The sequence below is a fragment of the Gordonia sp. w5E2 genome (assembly GCF_036540975.1).
Classification (GTDB): Bacteria; Actinomycetota; Actinomycetes; order Mycobacteriales; family Mycobacteriaceae; genus Gordonia; species Gordonia jacobaea.
Genome location: NZ_CP144213.1, coordinates 1,394,094 through 1,413,280, shown reverse-complemented (window position 1 = coordinate 1,413,280; position 19,187 = coordinate 1,394,094). Strand labels below are relative to the sequence as shown.

The following is a 19,187-nucleotide window of genomic DNA, read 5'->3' as shown; positions in this document are numbered from 1 at the left end:
TTCGATCATGCGTCCACGCGGTGGACATCTGCGGTGCCGACATCACGGTCCGACCTCGACACAGTTGGCTGCCTACAAAGAACTCATGCGGTTGCGGGCAGCCCGAACGTCTCGCTCAGTTGCCTCGCGGTGTCAGCGCCGTCGGTATGGAGGACCCCCGCGATCCCGAGCTTCGCTGCACCGTCGAGGTTCTGTTGGAGGTCGTCGATCATCACCGATTCGTGCGGGGCCACTCCGAGCCTTTCGCACGCGATCTCGAAGATCCGACGCGATGGCTTGCGTATCCCGACCTCTGAGGAGATGACGACGACATCCGCGAGCTCACTCAAGTCGAAACCCGCATAGGTATCTCGTCCGAATGCGTTGGACACCAGGGCAACCGGAACCGATGCAGCGCGCAGCCTGCTCAGCATCGCGACCGTCTCGTCGTCACGCTCGAGTCGATGCTGCATTCTCGCGGAGAGTCCTTCGGAGGAGACAGTCACGCCATGCGCCCCGAGCCGGGCGGCGAAACCCACATCGAAGGTCTCGGCGTCGATCCGACCTGCTTCATGATCGGCGAGCAACGTGCGCGATTGCTCGTCGTGTCCGAGCAGATGCAGCGGCAGGTCGCGGTCACCGATCTCGGTGCCGAAGCCGCGGAACGCGTCGAGCACGCTGGTGGTCACCACTCCCCCGAAGTCGACGAGTACGGCTGATCGCGTAGTTGAACTCGATCGCACAGTTGAACTTGAGGTCATATTCAATTTGTAACACACGACACGTCCCCAACAACAGAGCTGCCCACCTCACAAAGGTGGGCAGCTCTGTCGTCGTGAGTCAGTTCGTGGCCGCGAGACCAGGAACCGCGTTCGGGTCCTCCCGAACAGATGCGGGATTCGTCTCCCGCAAACGCCATGCCGATGCACAGGTGATCAGCCCCATCACCGCGACGAAGGCGGCGACCAACGTCGTGGTTCCGGTAGCCGAGATCAGCCAGGTCATGATGAACGGCGTCGATCCGCTGATCAGGATGGCGGCGAGCTGGTAGGCCAGCGAGGCGCCGGAGTACCGGACGTGCGGTTCGAACAGTTCACCCATGTACGCGGCGACAGGCCCGTAGGTCATCGACTGGAACACAGCAGCCACCGAGACCGCGATCATGAACATCGGCAACGACGCCGTGTTGACGAGCATGAAGTACGGGAACGCCCACAGCAGAATCCCGAGGCCACCGATGATGATGAGCGGTCGGCGTCCGATCCTGTCCGACAACGAACCCGCCCAGATCGTGACCGGGAGCGAGACGAGGCAACTGAGCATGGACCCGATCAGCAATTGATCGCGATCCATGCCGAGTTCGGCTGTCGCATAGCTCAATACGCCCGCAATCGAGATGTAGAAGATGGAGTTGGTAGCCGCGAGCAGCCCGCAACCCAGCAAGATCGTCCGCCAGTGCTTCTTGACGGCCTCGACCAGCGGCGCCTGCACGATCTCCTGCCTACCCTCAGCGACTTCCTGTTCCAGCTCCTTGAACTCGTCACTGTCCTCGACACGCGTCTGGATGAAGTAGACCACCGGGAACAGCACGACGCTGAGCAGGAACGGAATACGCCAACCCCATTCCAGGAACGCCGAATTCGACACCGCAGAACTCGATCCCAGGAAGATCAGATTGCCCAGCAGGACACCGCATGCCACACCCATTTGACCGAAGGTGCCCGCGAAGCCGCGCCGCTTGGGGCTTGCAGATTCCGTCAGCAACAGCACGATTCCGCCCCATTGCCCACCACATGCCAGCCCCTGCAGGAATCGCAACGAGACCAACAGGATCGGCGCCGCGACTCCGATCGTTCCAGCGGTCGGCAGGCACCCGATCAGGAATGTCGCCAAGCCCATCACGAACAGGCAGACCACCACGACGGGCTTTCGGCCGAACTTGTCGCCGTAGTGGCCCGCCACGATGCCGCCGATCGGGCGCGCGACGAAGCCAGCCCAGAAGGTGCTGAACGACAGCAATGTCCCCATCAGCGGCGACGAGTCCGGGAAGAAGATATGCGGGAACACCAGTGCAGCAGCAGTCCCGTATAGGAAGAAGTCGTACCACTCGATCGAGCTACCGACGAGCCCTGCGGCAAGCAACTTCCGATGCGCTCGTCTCCTTCCCTGCGCGACCTCGTCGCCCTGGGCAACCACTTCTGATGTCATCGATCACTCCTCATTCGGCTTCAGCAGGTTGAACTGAATATGAGTTCATATTCAGAGACAAACGTCGTGATGTCAATCACTTGAGACGAAACGAAGTGATGTGGCTCATCTCGAGACCCACGGAGAGAGCTGGCTTGCAGATCCGATTCGGGGTGCACAACCGAGAGAACTCATGCAACACTATTCAGAGCACAGTCGTTCACTGAATGGCTGTGACAGCCACACGAATCACCGCTTCCGAACGGAGCACACCATGAGTATCCGTCTTCCCGAGATGATCGGATCGGTCGTCGAAGCAGGGCTCTCGCCGCATCCGGTCGACCGGTACCTCGAACTGCTCGACCCCATGATCACCTGGCGCGATCTGCGCGCAAAGGTCATCGACGTGACACGTCCGACCTCGCGAACCGTCCGCATCACCTTGGCACCGACCAGGCAGTGGCGCGGCCACCGCGCGGGGCAGTTCATCCAGCTCAAGGTGGTTATCGACGGCGTCAGACACGTCCGCTGCTTCTCCCCTGCCAACGCACAGGGACACTCCGATGTCATCGAGTTGACCATCACCGCCCACGACGACGGGTTCGTCTCGACCTACCTTCGCGACAATGCGAGAGTCGGCGACGTCTACGGCCTCGAACAGGCCGACGGCGACTTCGTCCTACCCCGGAGTCCGGCGGGCCCGGTCGTGTTCATCAGCGGCGGCAGCGGCGTCACGCCGACCCTGTCGATGTTGAGAACACTTGTAGCCTCAGCGCACAGCGGTCCCGTCACGTTCATTCACTACGCACGGACGCCCGACGACGTCGCATACGCCACCGAGCTCAATGCGCTCGCGGCCGCGCACTCGAACGTCGACGTGCGCCTGCGGTACACCCGCGGAGCCCACGGAGACCTCGAGGCAGGACACTTCACTACGGGACATCTCGACGACATCGCTCTCGACGACGCCGACGTCTTCGTCTGCGGACCGTCGACGCTGATGGATGCTGTCATCGACCATCTCGCCGACGCCCACCCCACCGCACGAGTGCACAGTGAATCCTTCCGCCCGGCTCCGGCGGCGATCATCGATCCCGACGAACCGATCTCCGGCGACGTCGCGTTCACGACGTCCGGCAAGGTCGCAGCCAACGACGGCCGCACCATTCTCGATCAGGCGGAATCCGCAGGACTGTCTCCCAAGTCGGGCTGCCGAATGGGAATCTGCTTCTCCTGCACCGCAGTAAAGAAATCCGGCTGCACCCGCAACGTGCTGACCGGCGACATCGACAGCGAAGCCGACAAGCAGATCCAGCTCTGCATCAACGCACCTGTCGGCGACGTGGAAATCGAGGTTTAACAATGACTGTCACCACCATCACCCCGTCCGAACACACCAACATTCCGCCCGCCCTGCGCGGGTCGTCGGACCCCAACACCCTTCACCTGAGCTACGAGCAGGTCGAAGCGCTCGGTCGCGACCTCGACGAGGTGCGCGCGCGGGTCGTCGCCGACCTCGGCACGAAGGACCGCGAATACCTGTACTCGATCATCCGCGCGCAGCGTGGTTTCGAGATCGCCGGCCGCGGACTGCTGTTCTTCGGCTGGTTCCCGCCCGCGTGGATCGCAGGCGTCGGCGCGCTGAGCGTGTCCAAGATCCTCGACAACATGGAGATCGGGCACAACGTCATGCACGGCCAGTACGACTGGATGCGTGAAGACACCTACAACTCGCGCGAATTCGAGTGGGACACCGTGTGCCCCGCCGAGCAGTGGCGCCACAGCCACAACTACGTGCACCACACGTTCACCAACATCATCGGCGAGGACCGCGACATCGGCTACGGCATCCTCCGAATGGCGCGCGACCAGAAGTGGAACCCCTACTACCTGGGCAATCTCGGGTACGCGACGGCGCTGATGTTGCTGTTCGAGTGGGGCGTGATGCTCCACGACCTCGAGGCCGAGAACATCGTGGCGGGCAAGCGCAAGTGGACCGACGTCAAGGGCCTGGTCAAGGGCATGTGGCGCAAGGCGAGCCGGCAGGTTCTCAAGGACTACATCGTGTTCCCGGCGCTGTCGGGTCCGTTCTTCCTGCCGACGCTGCTGGGCAATGCCAGTGCCAACCTGGTGCGCAACCTGTGGGCGTACTCGATCATCTTCTGCGGCCACTTCCCCACCGGGGCACAGACATTCACCGCCGAAGAATGCAAGGACGAGACGCGCGGCCAGTGGTACCTGCGACAGATGCTCGGCTCGGCGAACATCACCGGGAGCAGCCTGTTCCACATCATGAGCGGCAACCTCTCGCACCAGATCGAGCACCACCTCTTCCCCGACATTCCCGCGAGCCGCTACCCCACGATCTCCGAGGATGTCCAGGCGATCTGCGAGAAGTACGGCCTGCCGTACAACACCGGGCCACTGCACCAGCAGTTGACGTCGACGTGGTCGAAGATCGCGAAGCTCTCTCTGCCCAACTTCATGACCTCCGATGACAACGATCTCACCGTCATCGTCGAGCGAGAGAAGTCGGCCGGAGTAGCCTGACGCCCATGATCGATCGCTACGAACGAAACAAGGACTTCGTCCAGGAGATCGTCGAATCCACCGCAACGCACGTCGGACGGATCGCGACGATCATCACGACGGCGGTCGCCGACGTCGCGCGCGAAGTAGGCGACATCGTCACCGACGGTTTCGAGATGCGTGATGCGGCTCGAAAGGCCAAGGCCGACGACCATCGCGAGGTGGTCGACGCGGAGTTGGTCGACGAAATCGACGATGCCGACGCCACCGAGACGGCGATCCGAGCCATCGAGACCGACCGCAAGGACGCATCCGAAGAGCATCACCGCGCCTAGTTCGTCGCACTGTCGCAGCGGGGCCTGATCCGATCAGGCCCCGCTGTTGTGTCTGCAGATCAATCCGCGCAGGTCAGCGGGGTTCCGATCACCGTGACGGCAACGTTGGCAGCTGAGATCGGGTGCACCGTAAAGTTGTGGTGTTTCGCTAGCCGCATCTGCCTGGGAGTCCCGTGTCCGCACCAGCCATCCTCACCTTCCCCAACCCGGTCAACGAGTATGCCGCGCGGTCGACGGCAGGGCTGGTCGTCATCCTGGCGATCGTCGCCATCGAGGTGAATCACCCCATCGTCTACGCGTTGCTTGCCCTCGGATTCCTGCTGCGCGTGATGGCAGGCCCCAAGCTGTCGCCGTTCGGGCAGCTCTCCGTGCGGGTCATCGCGCCCAAGGTCTGGCGCAAGAGCAAGCTCGTCCCCGGACCACCCAAGCGCTTCGCACAAGCCATCGGACTCGCCTTCTCCACCACCGCGCTGGTCCTGAGCCTGCTCGGCTACGGACTGGCCGCGCAGATCGTCATCGGGCTGCTGATCGTCGCGGCGTTGTTGGAATCGGTGTTCGGATTCTGCCTCGGCTGCGTGATCTTCGGGTTCCTGCAGCAGCGCGGCGTGATCCCCGAGGACGTGTGCGAGGCCTGCAACAACATCTGGCTACGCAACCCGGAGCAGGCACCCGCCGACACTCACTGAGTTACCCCGGCGCCGATGTAACACTGACACGGTGGAACAGCCCGGATACGACGCGCTGGCGCAGCTCTACGCCGACTCCTTTCCGACGCCGTACCAGTGTGCCGTCGAACGCCACGCCGTCGAGGCATTTGCCGACGAGGTCCGCGAGCATGATCCATCCGCGACCGTCTTCGACGTCGGCTGCGGAATCGGCCACGTCACAGCCGATCTCGTCCGGTGGGGCGTGCGAACGGTCGGTCTCGAACCCAGTAGCGGGATGCGCACCATCGCGATGCGTACACACCCTGAGTGTCACTTCATCGACGACGACGCGCTACTCACGCGAGCTGCGGCTGACATCGAGTGCGGCGCAATCCTGGCTCGCTTCAGTCTGATTCACGTGCCACCCGATGAACTGCCCGCCGTGCTTGCGGCCTGGGCCTCCCGATTGGCCAGCGGAGCACCGGTGTTGATCGGCACTCAGGCGTCGCTGAACGCCGACACCATCGCATTCGATCACCGCGTCGCGCCTGCCTGGCGCTGGCATCCGGATGCACTCGCGCGCATGCTGTTCGACGCAGGCTTCGACGAAGCGTGGCGGTTGATCGCGCAGGCCGACGACACGCATCGGTTCGCCGAACTCCACCTGATGGCGCGGCGTCGGTGAAAGATCGTGTTCTTAAAAGGCTTTTCGCGGCCCAACCAGCGAAGGCCTAATCCAGCAAGCCCAGGGCGATGCCGTCGAGGATGTCGTGCTCGCTGACGACGAGCTCGGAGATACCTGCGCGCTCGGACAGGACCCGAGCGAGTTCCAGCGTCACCAGCGCGCCACCGCCGATCACATCGACGCGGCCGGGATGCATCGGTCCCAGCGCTGCGCGAGCGTCGCGAGTCATCGCGACGAGGTCGTGGCAGACGCGGTCGAGGTCGTCGATTCCGATGCGCGACAGGTGAATTGCGTCGGAGTCGTAGACGTCCATCCCCGCGTTCACGGCCGCGATGGTGGTGAGTGTCCCGGCGACACCGACCCAGGTGTGTGCCCGCTCGACCGGCACGGCGTCGAATGCGACGGCGAGTCTGTCGTGGATGAACTGCGTGGCGCTACGAACCTCGTCGGCGGTGGGCGGGTCGGAATGCAGAGCGCGCTCGGTGGTGCGCACGCATCCGACGTCAGCGGAGTACGCGGCCGACACTCCCTCAGCATCGCCGAGCACGACCTCGGTGGAGCCGCCACCGAGATCGGTGACAACAAACGGCCCTTCGGCAGGATCGAGTTCGCCGACGGCACCGCGGAACGACAGCCGTGCCTCCTCATCGCCGGTGATCACCTCGGCCTGCGCCCCCTCGACGACGCAACCGAGCAGCTCCGCAGTCATCGCGAAGAAGACATCGCGGTTGCGCGCGTCGCGGGTGGCCGAGGTAGCAACCATACGGACGCGTTCGACGCCGAGCGCGCGCATCACGTCGACGTAGTCGGCGAGCGCGACCCTGGTTCGCTCGATCGCCTCGTCGGCGAACTGCCCCGTGGCGTCGACGCCCTGCCCGAGGCGCACGACCCGCATCTCGCGGTGCAGATCGCGCAGGCCGCCGGCGGGAGGGGTGGCCTCTTCCGCGACGAGAAGTCGGATGGAGTTGGTGCCGCAGTCGACGGCCGCGACCACGGTCACCGGTCGGACTCCGCGTCGTCTGTGGTTGCGGGGACGTCGGGCCAGTCGGAGGGAATCGCCGTGCCGCGCATGCCATTTGCGGCGGCGAGCGCCACGGCCTCGTCGCCGAGGGGATTGACGCCCGGGCCCTTCGCGAGCGAGTGCGCGATCAGGACATGGAGGCACTTGACCCGATCCGGCATGCCGCCCCCGGAGAAGTCGGTTCCGAGCGATTCGATGGCGTCACGTTCGGCGAGGAATGACTCGTGCGCACGTCGGTACGCGGCGGCGAGATCGTCGTCGACGGCCAGGCGTGCGGTCATCTCCTTCATCACACCTGCCGATTCGAGTCGACTCGCCTCGGCGGTCAAGCGGGGATCGGTGAGGTAGTAGAGCGTCGGAAACGGGGTGCCGTCGGGTAGACGCGGGGTGGTCTTGACGACGGCGGGTACGCCGTCCGGAGTGCGATAACTGACCTCGATCACGCCGCGCGGTTCACGGCCGAGTTGTGTGGCGATGGTGGCGAGGTCGTCGTCGCTCACCTGCTGGCCGGCAGATTGGTTGCCGTCGGATGTACTCACGCTTCTTTGCTACCAGTTCGGTGCGGCGAACTCAGTGCGACCCCGGCGCGTCGGCTCCGGGCGGGGTCGATACGGACTGCCACAGGTTGCCATACCAGGAGTTGGCCTCGTGTGCCGCTTCGCGCTGACGCTCGGCGCTTCGAGCAGCCTCATCGGGATAGAGCATGACGAACGGCGTCTCGCCGGGCTTGACCAGCTTGAGTCGTTCTCGTGCTTTGGCCTCGATGTAGGCGGGATCGTTCTGCTCGTTGACCTTCTGCTGGTAGTCGGCGACCTGGTCGCGCAACTGTGCATTCGACTCTTCGAGCTGAGAGAACTCGGTGTGCTGCGAAAAGTACGTACGCAGCGGCATAGCCAAGGTGAGCGCGACGACGCCGATGACCAACGACAGCACCACTGCGCGTTTTGCGTCGACGTGGTGCAGTCGCTGCGCCATTCGTTCGGTGAATCCCGCCCGTCGTCGACGTTGCGCTCGCAGCCGCTCACGTTCGCGACGCACGTCGGAGATCTCGTCACCGGAATCGCTTTCGCTGTCGGGGACGTCGTCGGTGTGTGCGTCGGAAACCTCGGCGTCGAAGTCGATGATCGAGTCGTCGTAGATCTCCTGTTCGCCGGTCTCGATGACCGAGACCGGCGAACGGCGAGAAGTAGACCGCTCGCGCCGGGGCGCCTTGCGGGCACGCTCCCGAGAGCGGGGATCGCTCGTCGACGCACGCGTGCGCCGACGCCCTGAGCCCTGTGCCATGGGCTCTAGCTAATCACGAACCGTACGTATATCGGGGGAAGGCGAGGTCTCCCGCGTAGCGTGCCGCGTCGCCGAGGCCCTCCTCGATGCGCAGCAACTGGTTGTACTTGGCGACACGCTCGCTACGAGCGGGCGCGCCGGACTTGATCTGACCGCAGCCGCATGCGACGGCGAGGTCGGCGATCGTGGTGTCCTCGGTCTCACCCGAACGGTGGCTCATCATGGTCTTGTAGCCGTTGTTGTGGGCAAGCGTGACTGCGTCGAGGGTCTCGGTGAGCGTTCCGATCTGATTGACCTTGACCAGCAACGCATTTGCCGCACCCTTGGAGATGCCCTCTTCGAGACGCTCCGGGTTGGTGACGAACAGGTCGTCGCCGACCAGCTGCACCTTGTCGCCGAGCGCGTCGGTCAGCTTGACCCAGCCGTCCCAGTCGTCCTCGGACAGGCCGTCCTCGATCGACACGATCGGGAACTCGTCGACGAGCTTCTCGTAGTAGCTGATCATCTCGTCGCTGGAGAGCTTCTTGCCCTCGAGGTTGTAGGCGCCGTCGCTGTAGAACTCGGTCGCCGCGGCGTCGAGTGCGATCGCGATGTCGCGACCGAAGTTGTAGCCGGCGGCCTCGACGGCTTCACCGATGACCGCGATGGCCGACGCGGTGTCGGGGAGGTCGGGGGCGAAGCCACCCTCGTCGCCGAGCGCCGTGTTCAGGCCGCGCTTGTGCAGCACCGACTTGAGCGAGTGGTAGACCTCAGCACCCCAGCGCAGCGCCTCCTTGAAGGTCGGCGCGCCGATCGGAGCGATCATGAACTCCTGGAAGTCGATGCCGTTGTCGGCGTGCTCGCCGCCGTTGATGATGTTCATCATCGGGACCGGGAGGATGTGGGCGTTGGGTCCGCCGATGTAGCGGAACAGCGGCAGTCCCGCCGACTCTGCAGCACCCTTGGCCACCGCAAGCGACACACCGAGAATGGCGTTGGCGCCGAGCCTGCTCTTGTCGGGAGTGCCGTCGGCGTCGATCAGGGCCTGGTCGACGAGGCGCTGCTCCTCGGCCTCGATACCGATGACCGCGGGTGCGAGTTCGCTCAACACGCCCTCGACAGCCTTGGTGACGCCCTTTCCGCCGTAACGCTTGCCGCCGTCACGAAGTTCGACGGCTTCGTGCTCACCCGTCGACGCGCCGGATGGCACAGCGGCACGAGTGAACGTGCCGTCGTCGAGGACGACCTCGACCTCGACAGTCGGGTTGCCTCGCGAGTCCAGGATTTCGCGTGCACCAACCTGTTCGATGATTGCCACGGTGTTGCCCCTATCGGTGAACATGTCGGCGCCTCGCGCAGCCGACGGGTACGGGATCAAAGCCTAGTCGGTGAAGTCAACAGTCACGCATCGAGCGCGCAAGGCGGGAGCGTCGAGGCACATACGGCGTTCAGTAGCGGACGTTGATCGAATACGCGTTGGCGTGGTCGCGCACGTCGATGACGTAGGCCATCGAATTGTTGTAGACCTTGACCGCTTTCTCCCAGCCCTGCGGTGTTGTCATGTCGCCGCCCGCGGACACGCACAGGTAGCGGGCAGCAGACAGCGCGGCGTCGTCGATGTTGTCCGGATCGGCCCTACCGTCACCGTTGGCGTCGACGCCGTAGCGTCGCCACGTCTCCGGGATGAACTGGAACGGACCCATCGCACGGTCGTGAGTGGCGTCGCCGTCGAGTTTCCCGCCGTCGGTGTCGGGGATCTCCATGTTTCCCCGCGTCCCGTCGAGCGGCACACCCCTGATCGGCGGGCTGACGTCGCCGTTCGGCGCGATCTTCGAGCCGCGGTACTGACCGTGTTTGCTCTCGACACCGCCGATACCGGCGAGGGTCGTCCACCCGATTCCGCACTCGGGATGTTGCTGTCGTTGGATCTCAGCGGCGTTGCCGTAGGACTCCAGCGCGACGAACGGGATACCCGTGGCGTCGGAGATCGGCCGAGCCCAGTCGCGTAGCTGCTCAGCAGTGCGTCCAGGCGCGTTGATGTCGACAAACGGTACCGGCGTTCCAAGACCCGGCGGGATGCCGTCGGGAATGTCGGGACGGTTCAGGGAGGGGAGGTCGAGGCACGCCGACGTCAGAATTGCGACGCAGGTGAGAGCGGATATCGAGGCGAGTGCCCGTCGAACGGTGGTCATCGATTCACCATGGTGCCATTGGTCCCTTGGTGATCCCGCATCGTAGAGCGTAGCCTTAGCTCGCTTACGGTAGGTAAAGCTTGGCTGACCAGCCAAAACGCAGCAAATCGGACAAACCGGAGAAATACGTGTTCGCGACCCTCATCATCGGCCTTCGCGAGGGGCTCGAGGCGGCACTCATCGTGGGCATCATCGCGGCCTTCCTGCGACGCCAGGGCCGCACCGACGCCCTGCGCTGGATGTGGGTCGGGGTCGGCGTCGCCGTCGCGATCTGCGTCGCCGTCGCGATCGGTCTCGAGGTGCTGTCGCGCGACCTGCCACAGCGCCAGCAAGAGGGCCTCGAAACCGTCATCGGCGTCATCGCCGTCGCGATGGTCACGTACATGATCGTGTGGATGCGTCAGCACGCACGCGACCTCAAGGGAGATCTCGAGGCCGCGGCCACCGATGCGGTGAACGAGGGCTCGGCTATCGCGTTCGTCATGATGGCCTTCCTCGCGGTACTCCGCGAGGGGCTCGAGACGTCGGTGTTCCTGGTCGCAGCATTCAATGCCAGTAACAACGCCGTGCCCTCGGCGCTGGGCGCGATCATCGGAATCGGCATAGCGGTACTGCTGGGCTACGGCATCTATCGCGGTGGCGTCCACATCAACCTCGCGCGGTTCTTCAAGGTCACCGGTTTGCTGCTCGCCCTGGTCGCGGCGGGACTCGTGATGACCGCGTTCCGTACCGCGCACGAGGCGGGCTGGCTCAACGTCGGGCAACAGCAGGTCGTCGACCTGACCTGGCTCGTCCAACCCGGCTCCATCCAATCCTCGCTGCTGACCGGCGTTCTCGGAATCCAACCGAAGCCCGTGCTCATCGAGGTCGTCGGCTGGGCGGTCTACCTGCTCATCGTCGGCACCATCGTGCTCTGGCCGGCGGGCAAGGCGTTCCCCCGACGAGCCGCCGGGCTGGCGTGTGGCGCTCTCGCCGGAGTGCTCGCGATCGCGGCCGTCGTCGTCTTCTCCACTGCACCGGCTGAACCGGCGCCTCCGTCGGACACGATGCGCGGCAGTGTCTCCGGCACGCCGTCGACCTCCGGTGTGCTGACGGGCAAGACCATTCGGGTGCCCGATCCCGTCGCAGTACGCGTCGAGTCCGCCGATGCCTCGCAGGCAACGGGCACGCTCACGTCCGGGTCGGTGTCGACGCCGCTGCCCAAGCTCGCTGCCACAGACAACGCGCAGATCGGCTCGACGAGCTACCCGACCTATCAACAGCTCGCCTCACCGAACCTCGATATCGCCACGCTCGTTCCCGACGCCCCCACCCGCGTCACGCCTGCACAGGTCGCCGCGGGCAACAACGGGCGCCTGCCCGTCGGACTGAACACGCAAACGTTCGGAGTCGACGCACCGGTGATCTACACGATGACCGCGACGGTGACTACCAGCGTCGACCCGACGTTCCATACGCCGGTGGCCGCGGATGTCCACTACGTCGTGACTGCCACCGCCACCCCTGATTCCGGCGCGGCCGTGGTGCTCGGGAAGGTCGCGACGTTCGACGCCGAGCACACCGCCGATGCCGCAGAACTCGGTGCACTCCAAAACGCCCTCGACCAACGATCGGCGCATCACGTCCGCTCGGTCGTAGTACCGCTGTGGCTTGCCGGATGCGCCGTCGTCGCCGCGATTCTGGCCGGACTGCTACTGGTGCGACGCAGGCGTCCGACGCCGCCGCCCGAACACGAGGATTTGCAGACAGGGACCCTGACCGGCCCCGTTCACACAAAGGAGAAAACCACATGAGGGTGCGACCACTGGTGGCCGTCGGCGCGGCAGCCGTCGCCGTCGTCGGGATCGCGGGCTGTTCGGACAGCTCCGACTCGTCGAACTCGTCGTCGGATGTGAAGACCGTCAAGGTCGAGATCACCGATCAGGGCTGCAAGGCCACCTCGGACAAGGTCGACGCCGGGCCGATCACCTTCGAGATCACCAACACGAACGCGGCAGCGGTCAACGAGGTCGAGCTGATCAAGGACAACCGCATTCTCGCCGAGCGCGAGAACATCGTGCCCGGCATGGCGTCGGTCTCGTTCTCCCACAAGCTCGACGGCGGCACGTACGAGCTGTACTGCCCCGGCGCCACCAACGAAAAGACTCAGTTCACGGTCACCGGCAAGGCCACGGAGGCAACCGGAACCGTCGCGGACAAGCTGAAGACCGCGTCCGCCGACTACAAGGCCTACGTGATCACTCAGGTCAACAGCCTCGTCGAGAACACCAGGACGCTGACCGACGCCGTGAAGGCCAACAACCTCGACGCCGCACGGGACGCGTATCCCAAGGCCCGCCCGTACTACGAGCGCATCGAGCCAATCGCCGGCGCATTCTGCACCGACGGTTCGACGGACTGCTCCGACAACGCTTCTGTCAGCCTCGATTTCGCGATCGACGCCCGCCCGGATGCGGTTGGCCCCGGCGACAAGTGGGAGGGATTCCACGTCCTGGAGAAGGCGATCTACCAGGACAAGAACCTCGCGAACATGGGCCCTGTCGCAGCGGAACTGCAGAAGAACGTCGAACTGCTCCAGACCGTCGTCAACAAGCCGGAATTCACCTTCGCTCCCGCTGAAATCGTCAACGGCGCAGGCGATCTGCTCGACGAGGTCTCGACGACCAAACTCACCGGTGAGGAAGAGGCGTACTCGCACATCGACATCCTCGACATGCAGGCGAACATCGAGGGCTCCGAGCAGGCCTTCGCCATGGTCAAGCCTGCGCTGAAGGAGATCGATCCGCAGCTCACGCAGACCATCACCGACGCGTTCGCCAGGGTCGATTCTCTGATCGACACCTTCCGCGACCCCAACGAGCCCGGCGGCTTCAAGAACTTCACGCAGGTGACCGCCGAGCAGAAGCGCGAGATGGCAGCCGCCATCGTCGCCGTCAAGGATCCGCTGGCGCAGGCCGGCGGAAAGATCGCCGCAGCGAGCTGATGTGATGTCCGCCGACGACAACATTCCGACGCAGCAACCGGATGACGCCACCCCATCCGACCAGACCGCCGACACGTCCAGCAGTGGACGTGGACCGCGCTTGGGACGCAGGGGATTTCTTGGTGCCGCCGGCCTCGCGGGAGTTGTCGTCGGCGGCGCCGCGGGTGGCGCCATCGGTTACGCCGCCGCACCCAAACCGACGGATACCGCGTCGGAAATCGTCGATTTCTACGGCGAGCACCAAGCGGGAATCACTACGCCCCAACAGAATTCACTCGTGTTCGCCGCGTTCGACGTCGCCGACTCGGTGACCACGCAGCAACTCGAGGTGATGCTCGCACGCTGGGCCGCCGCGGCAAGCCTGCTCACGCAGGGCAAACCTGTCGGACCGGTGGAGACCCGTCCGGGTTCACCTCCCGCGGACACCGGCGAGGCCTTCGACCTCGGGCCGAACAAACTCACGATCACAGTGGGCTTCGGCCCAACTCTGTTCGACGATCGATTCGGCCTGCGCGACAAGATGCCCGCCGCCCTGAAACCGTTGGGGCAGTTGGCAGTTGACACGACGATCGACCCGTCGATCAGCGGCGGCGACATCTGCGTGCAAGCGTGCTCCGAAGACCCGCAGGTCGCCTTTCACGCCGTCCGCAACCTTGCCCGGATCGGCCGCACCGTTGTCACGCTGCGCTGGCTCCAAGAGGGTTTCGGTCGCGCATCCGCCACGTCGACTTCGCAGGTGACACCGCGGAACCTGTTCGGGTTCAAGGACGGAACGGCGAACATCAAGGCCGAGGACCCGAGCGTCGCCAAAGAATGGGTGTGGGTCGGCGACGAGACGGATCAGCCGTGGATGAAGGGCGGCTCGTATCTGGTGTCGCGCAAAATCCGCATGCACATCGAGGCGTGGGACTCCGACGACATCGGCAACCAGGAGTTGATCTTCGGCCGCACCAAGGACAACGGCGCTCCCCTGTCGGGTGGCAGTGAGTTCACCACGATCGACTTCCACAAACGACTCGACACCGGCAAGTACGCAGTCGACCGGTTCTCGCACGTCCGACTCGCACACCCCGACAACAACGGCGGCGCCCAGATCCTGCGTCGCGGTTACAACTACACAGACGGAATCGACACCCGCACAGGAACTCTGGCCGCAGGACTGTTCTTCATCGCGTACCAGAAGAACGCGCACGAGCAGTTCGTCCGCATCCAGAACAACCTCGCCCAGGACGGGCTCAACGAGTACATCGCACCGATTTCGAGCTCACTCTTCGCCGTCCCACCGGGCCTGTCGAAGATCGGCGACTGGTACGGCAAGACGCTCTTCGGGTACACGGACTAGCGCGGCGTCGTGGGCGCGGCGTCGTGGGCGCGCGGAAAGTAAGGGAAGGATTCTTTCCCCTAGTTCCTGAGGCTTCCCCGCGACACGTCTCGAGGAAACGCGCACAACCCGCGGAAGAACCCTTTCCCCTGGTTCCTGCGCGAAGGGGCGGCCCGGCGGCCCAGCGCAGAAAGTCGCGGAAGAATCGCTTCCCCTACTTCCTGCGCGGATGGCTCACCCGGCAGCCATGCACCGCACCGAGCCCACCCCGCTGATCGAGCCTGTCGAGATCACTCAGCCAAGACGCCCCGGCGGACCAGCTCGTCGACGACGCGGCCGGCGAGTTCGGCAATGTCGGCGCCGGTGGTGTCGAAGCGCAGGTCGGGGTTCTCGGGCTTCTCGTACGGGGCGTCGACCCCGGTGAGTCCCTTGAGTTCTCCGCGCCGCGCGCGTTCGTAGAGACCTTTCGGGTCGCGGCGTTCGCACTCCCCGACCGGCGTCGACACGTGCACCTCGATGAAGTCGAGGTCGGCGGCGTCGTGGAGTTCGCGGGCGATTTCGCGGTCGGACCGCAGCGGCGAGACCATCGACGCGATGGCGATCACCCCGGCGTCGGCGAACAGACGCGCGAGATGGCCTACCCGCCTGATGTTCTCGGCGCGATCCCCGGGCGAGAATCCGAGATCGTCAGAGATCCCGTGCCTGATGTTGTCGCCGTCGACGAGGTAGGCGACGCGGGCGCGATTGACCAGTTCGCGTTCGAGTGCGACGGCAACCGTCGACTTACCGGAAGCGGGTAGGCCGGTGAGCCACACCGTCGCTCCGCGCTGGCCAATCTTGGTCCAGCGCTCGTTGCGGCTCAACGCGCTCGGGTGCCACTTGATGTCGTTGCGGGTCGCCTTGCCCGGAATCACCTCGCGCGGTTCGAGGATCGTTCCCGCACCGACCGTGTCGTTCGACGCCTCGTCGATCAGGATGAACGCGCCCGTGTCGCGGTTGCTCGCATACGGATCGGCAACCACAACCGACGACGTCCGCAGCGTGAGTGTGCCGATGTCGTTGAGCGCCAACTCCGACGGCCCGACCTGCTCGAGCAGCGTCTCCGGGTCGAGTTTGCGCTCAAGGGCTTGAACCGTCGCGCGTACCGTCGACGCACCCTGCTTGAGCGCCACGCGATCGCCCGCGTGCAGCGGCGTCTCCGACAGCCAGCAGACCGTCGCGGACAGTTCACGTGCTGCCACGGGCAGGTGGGCGTCGTCGGCGCCGCTGACGATCACGTCGCCGCGGCCGACGTCGATGTCGTCTGCCAACTGCACCGAAACCGACAGCGGCGCAACGGCCGTCGGCCGAGTCGGGTCGAGAGTGTCGAGTGCGGTCACCGTGGTACGTGACCCCGACGGCAGCACCAGAACGGGATCGCCGACGTCGAGTGTTCCCGCGGCCACACGTCCGGTGTAACTGCGCTTGCCGTCGGGCCCCGGGCGAGACACCCACTGGATGGGCAGACGCAGTTCGCGCGCAATGGGATTGGGTGCGTGCAGCTCAATACCTTCCAGGTATTCGAGCAGCGTCGGGCCGGTGTACCAGGGCGTGTTCTCCGACTTGTTCACCACGTTGTCGCCGAGCTTCGCCGCGACCGGGATCGCGGTGATTTCCGCTGCACCGACATTCGTAGCCAGTTCGTTGAGGTCTGCGACCAGTTCTGCGAATCGATCGGCCGAGAAGTCGACGAGGTCGATCTTGTTGACCGCGGCGACGATGTGCGGGACGCCGACCAGCGTCGCGATACGCGCATGCCGACGGGTCTGGCGCAGCAAGCCTTTTCGGGCGTCGACGAGCAGCACCGCGACATGAGCGTTCGACGCTCCGGTGAACGTGTTGCGGGTGTAGCGCTCGTGCCCGGGAGTATCGGCGAGCACGTAGCTGCGCGTGGGGCTGGAGAAGAACCGGTAGGCGACGTCGATGGTGATGCCCTGCTCGCGCTCGGCACGCAGACCGTCGGAGAGCGCGGCCAGATCGACGTCGCCGTCGTCGGACGTCACTCCCTCGAGGTGATCTGTCGGCAGCGAGCCGGTGTCGTGCAGGATACGGCCGATGAGCGTCGACTTACCGTCGTCGACGCTGCCGGCGGTCGCCAGACGCAGAATCTGTCGTCGTGGTGTGGGAACGCTTGCCCCCAAGAGGGTTTCGCTTTGCTGCGAATCCTCGGAAGGATCGCGGGTCATGGTCTCGGTCATCAGAAGTAACCCTCTCGTTTGCGGTCCTCCATGGCGGCCGACGACGTGCGGTCGTCGGCGCGGGTCTCACCACGTTCGGATACCGTTGCGGCACTGATCTCTTCGATGATCTCGGGGATCGTCGTCGCACGCGAGCGCACCGCGCCGGTGATCGTCAGATCACCGACCGTGCGGTAGCGCACCCACTCGGTGCTCACATCGTCGGGCGAATCCGGCTGCGAGTAGGGCGACACGGTGAGCAGTATGCCGGCGCGGTCGAACACCTCTCGCTCCGCCGCATAGTAGATCGGCGGAAGGTCGAGGCCCTCGAGTTCGATGTAACGCCAGATGTCGGTTTCGGTCCAATTCGACAGGGGGAACACGCGAACCGATTCGCCGCGTCGGATACGTCCGTTGTAGAGCGACCACGGTTCGGGGCGTTGAGCGCGGGGATCCCACTGGCCGAACTCGTCACGGAAGCTGAACACCCGCTCTTTGGCACGCGCGCGGTCTTCGTCGCGTCGGGCACCGCCGAACGCGGCGTCGAATCGTCCTTCCTCCAACGCGTCGAGGAGCACGCGAGTCTGGAGTCGGTTGCGCGAGCCCGACGGATCGGTCGACTCCGCCACGCGTCCCGCCGCGATGGCGTCGGGAACCGATGCGACGATGAGTTTGATTCCGTCGGGGTTGTCGGCGGTCGGCGCGACGCGACGGTCGCGGAACTCGATCACCTCGTCGAAGTTGTGTCCGGTGTCGACGTGCAGGATCGGAAACGGCAGCGGATGCGGACGAAATGCCTTCTCCGCCAAACGGAGGAGCACAATCGAGTCCTTGCCGCCGGAGAACAGCAGCACCGGACGTTCGAGTTCTGCCGCCACTTCGCGAATGATGTGCACGGCCTCGGACTCGAGCACCCGCAATGCGGATACGTGGTCGAGGTCGGCTGCGGCGTCGATCTGCGTGGTCATTGCGGGTATCCGTTCCGCACCGCGTCGTCGCGGTACCGCTCGACCCACTCCTTGGAGCGGGCATTGGACTGAGGCTTCAACGGCGGTGGGGGCGCCAGCGCAGGGTCTTGACCCAACGCGGAGAGAACGCGAGCTGTGGTGCCCGATGGGTCCTTGGTGAGTTCACCGAACTCGATGTCGAGGGGCTCGATGCGCTCCGCAGCAAACCACTCGCGCCACGACTTCTCTTGCGCCAGCAGTATTTCCGCGAGATGGGCAATACCTTCGGCGTTGTAGACGGCCGCGTCTTCGGAGGCATCGCCGTCGTGTCGCCATACTCGCGTCTGCACCGCACGCCACATCGACACTGCTTGTGGCACAACGTCTTCGCGGTAGACATGCACGTACAGCGGATCGTCGCCCAACAGTGTGCGGATGGCGGTGCGCAGCGAACCCGACCCGGTCCGTGTTCGCGAGATCAGCAGGGGCGTCTGATTCCACATGAGTTTGCCACCCCACACGCCGTTCGAGGAACGGCCCGCGGCAAAGATGTCGTCGCGCCACTGTGCGTAGGTTCTGGTGTCGACGACCCCGTCGTCGAGTTCGTCGAGAACGTCGATGATCTCAGGGTCGTGGACGTCCGCGAACCATTCACGTGGTTGCGGCGCTTGTGATGTCGCGGGGAAGTATTGGAAGAACTCCTCGGGAGTCCCGGCGACCCCCGTCTCGGCGAGAGACTCGACGAGGAGGGTGCTCCCGCTGCGCTGACTGGCGCACACGAGGTAGTTGTCGACTGGCGGCACCCGCTCAGTTTAACCAGCCCGAAACCGCCCGCAACCTGGGCAATTAGGCGCTCGACGGTCCAAACTATTTACAAAACTC

At 64.8% G+C, this 19,187-nt stretch carries 18 protein-coding genes; 8 read left to right on the top strand and 10 right to left on the bottom strand.

The window, feature by feature from the left end; translation table 11 throughout:
- Positions 1-83 precede the first annotated feature (83 nt).
- Entirely contained in the window at positions 84-740 is a 657-nt protein-coding gene (locus RND64_RS06470) for an HAD family hydrolase (protein ID WP_049699734.1), read from the bottom strand.
- 79 nt (positions 741-819) lie between these two features.
- The gene (locus tag RND64_RS06465; protein WP_049699735.1) at positions 820-2,187 is read right to left on the bottom strand and encodes an MFS transporter; all 1,368 of its coding nucleotides are present in this window, start codon (positions 2,185-2,187) and stop codon (positions 820-822) included.
- Positions 2,188-2,440: 253 nt separating this feature from the next.
- On the opposite strand from RND64_RS06465, the gene RND64_RS06460 reads away from it, so the two are divergent.
- From RND64_RS06460 to RND64_RS06440, 5 genes are all read left to right on the top strand, one after another.
- Positions 2,441-3,526, top strand: coding sequence for a ferredoxin reductase (locus RND64_RS06460; protein WP_270483040.1), 1,086 nt, complete (start codon positions 2,441-2,443; stop codon positions 3,524-3,526).
- 2 nt (positions 3,527-3,528) lie between these two features.
- On the top strand, positions 3,529-4,716 hold the full coding sequence (locus tag RND64_RS06455) for a fatty acid desaturase family protein (protein WP_270483041.1): 1,188 nt from the start codon (positions 3,529-3,531) through the stop codon (positions 4,714-4,716).
- A 5-nt stretch (positions 4,717-4,721) separates the two neighbouring features.
- On the top strand, positions 4,722-5,030 hold the full coding sequence (locus tag RND64_RS06450) for a hypothetical protein (RefSeq protein WP_270483043.1): 309 nt from the start codon (positions 4,722-4,724) through the stop codon (positions 5,028-5,030).
- Positions 5,031-5,203: 173 nt separating this feature from the next.
- On the top strand, positions 5,204-5,716 hold the full coding sequence (locus RND64_RS06445) for a DUF4395 domain-containing protein (protein WP_270483045.1): 513 nt from the start codon (positions 5,204-5,206) through the stop codon (positions 5,714-5,716).
- Positions 5,717-5,747: 31 nt separating this feature from the next.
- Positions 5,748-6,362 (top strand): class I SAM-dependent methyltransferase, encoded by a 615-nt coding sequence (locus RND64_RS06440; protein ID WP_270483046.1) that lies wholly within the window; start codon positions 5,748-5,750, stop codon positions 6,360-6,362.
- A 46-nt stretch (positions 6,363-6,408) separates the two neighbouring features.
- Here RND64_RS06440 and RND64_RS06435 read toward each other — a convergent pair whose 3' ends face one another.
- From RND64_RS06435 to RND64_RS06415, 5 genes are all read right to left on the bottom strand, one after another.
- Positions 6,409-7,362, bottom strand: coding sequence for a Ppx/GppA phosphatase family protein (locus RND64_RS06435; protein WP_270483047.1), 954 nt, complete (start codon positions 7,360-7,362; stop codon positions 6,409-6,411).
- On the bottom strand, positions 7,359-7,922 hold the full coding sequence (locus RND64_RS06430; protein WP_270483049.1) for a DUF501 domain-containing protein: 564 nt from the start codon (positions 7,920-7,922) through the stop codon (positions 7,359-7,361). The genes RND64_RS06435 and RND64_RS06430 overlap by 4 nt, the downstream gene beginning before the upstream one ends.
- Positions 7,923-7,953: 31 nt before the next feature.
- Positions 7,954-8,667: an FtsB family cell division protein gene (locus RND64_RS06425; protein ID WP_270483050.1), complete on the bottom strand. Its 714-nt coding sequence runs from the start codon at positions 8,665-8,667 to the stop codon at positions 7,954-7,956.
- 13 nt (positions 8,668-8,680) lie between these two features.
- Entirely contained in the window at positions 8,681-9,964 is a 1,284-nt protein-coding gene (gene eno / locus RND64_RS06420; RefSeq protein ID WP_049699834.1) for a phosphopyruvate hydratase, read from the bottom strand.
- A gap of 130 nt (positions 9,965-10,094) precedes the next feature.
- Entirely contained in the window at positions 10,095-10,838 is a 744-nt protein-coding gene (locus RND64_RS06415; RefSeq protein ID WP_049699744.1) for a lytic transglycosylase domain-containing protein, read from the bottom strand.
- Between the two features lie 80 nt (positions 10,839-10,918).
- Here RND64_RS06415 and efeU point away from each other — a divergent pair, with 80 nt between their 5' ends.
- Genes efeU through efeB form a run of 3 tightly spaced genes read left to right on the top strand, consistent with a single transcriptional unit; the run spans position 10,919 to position 15,163 of the window.
- Positions 10,919-12,631 carry an iron uptake transporter permease EfeU gene (efeU, locus tag RND64_RS06410; protein ID WP_270483053.1) on the top strand — a complete coding sequence of 571 codons (1,713 nt, stop codon included), beginning with the start codon at positions 10,919-10,921 and terminating at the stop codon, positions 12,629-12,631.
- Positions 12,628-13,821, top strand: a complete 1,194-nt coding sequence (efeO, locus tag RND64_RS06405; RefSeq protein WP_270483055.1) for an iron uptake system protein EfeO — start codon at positions 12,628-12,630, stop codon at positions 13,819-13,821. The genes efeU and efeO overlap by 4 nt, the downstream gene beginning before the upstream one ends.
- 4 nt (positions 13,822-13,825) lie before the next feature.
- Complete coding sequence (efeB, locus tag RND64_RS06400; RefSeq protein WP_049699746.1) at positions 13,826-15,163, top strand: iron uptake transporter deferrochelatase/peroxidase subunit; 1,338 nt, start codon at positions 13,826-13,828, stop codon at positions 15,161-15,163.
- 269 nt (positions 15,164-15,432) lie between these two features.
- Here the strand turns inward: efeB and cysC are convergent, their stop codons facing one another.
- The 3 genes from cysC to stf0 are packed head-to-tail and all read right to left on the bottom strand — an operon-like array spanning position 15,433 to position 19,108.
- Positions 15,433-17,379: an adenylyl-sulfate kinase gene (gene cysC / locus RND64_RS06395; protein ID WP_235434397.1), complete on the bottom strand. Its 1,947-nt coding sequence runs from the start codon at positions 17,377-17,379 to the stop codon at positions 15,433-15,435.
- A complete protein-coding gene (gene cysD / locus RND64_RS06390; RefSeq protein ID WP_049699747.1) occupies positions 17,379-18,326 on the bottom strand; it encodes a sulfate adenylyltransferase subunit CysD in 948 nt (315 codons plus the stop codon). Before cysD ends, cysC begins: the two co-directional genes overlap by 1 nt.
- A complete protein-coding gene (stf0, locus tag RND64_RS06385) occupies positions 18,323-19,108 on the bottom strand; it encodes a trehalose 2-sulfotransferase (RefSeq protein WP_049699748.1) in 786 nt (261 codons plus the stop codon). The genes cysD and stf0 overlap by 4 nt, the downstream gene beginning before the upstream one ends.
- Between the last annotated feature and the right edge of the window lie 79 nt (positions 19,109-19,187).

Excerpts from the sequence above, each read along its gene's own strand:
- RND64_RS06470 (WP_049699734.1), bottom strand. The coding sequence starts at position 740 with ATGACCTCAAGTTCAACTGTGCGATCGAGTTCAACTACGCGATCAGCC.
- RND64_RS06465 (WP_049699735.1), bottom strand. The coding sequence starts at position 2,187 with ATGACATCAGAAGTGGTTGCCCAGGGCGACGAGGTCGCGCAGGGAAGG.
- RND64_RS06460 (WP_270483040.1), top strand. The coding sequence starts at position 2,441 with ATGAGTATCCGTCTTCCCGAGATGATCGGATCGGTCGTCGAAGCAGGG.
- RND64_RS06455 (WP_270483041.1), top strand. The coding sequence starts at position 3,529 with ATGACTGTCACCACCATCACCCCGTCCGAACACACCAACATTCCGCCC.
- RND64_RS06450 (WP_270483043.1), top strand. The coding sequence starts at position 4,722 with ATGATCGATCGCTACGAACGAAACAAGGACTTCGTCCAGGAGATCGTC.
- RND64_RS06425 (WP_270483050.1), bottom strand. The coding sequence starts at position 8,667 with ATGGCACAGGGCTCAGGGCGTCGGCGCACGCGTGCGTCGACGAGCGAT.
- RND64_RS06415 (WP_049699744.1), bottom strand. The coding sequence starts at position 10,838 with ATGACCACCGTTCGACGGGCACTCGCCTCGATATCCGCTCTCACCTGC.
- efeO (WP_270483055.1), top strand. The coding sequence starts at position 12,628 with ATGAGGGTGCGACCACTGGTGGCCGTCGGCGCGGCAGCCGTCGCCGTC.
- efeB (WP_049699746.1), top strand. The coding sequence starts at position 13,826 with ATGTCCGCCGACGACAACATTCCGACGCAGCAACCGGATGACGCCACC.
- cysC (WP_235434397.1), bottom strand. The coding sequence starts at position 17,379 with ATGACCGAGACCATGACCCGCGATCCTTCCGAGGATTCGCAGCAAAGC.
- cysD (WP_049699747.1), bottom strand. The coding sequence starts at position 18,326 with ATGACCACGCAGATCGACGCCGCAGCCGACCTCGACCACGTATCCGCA.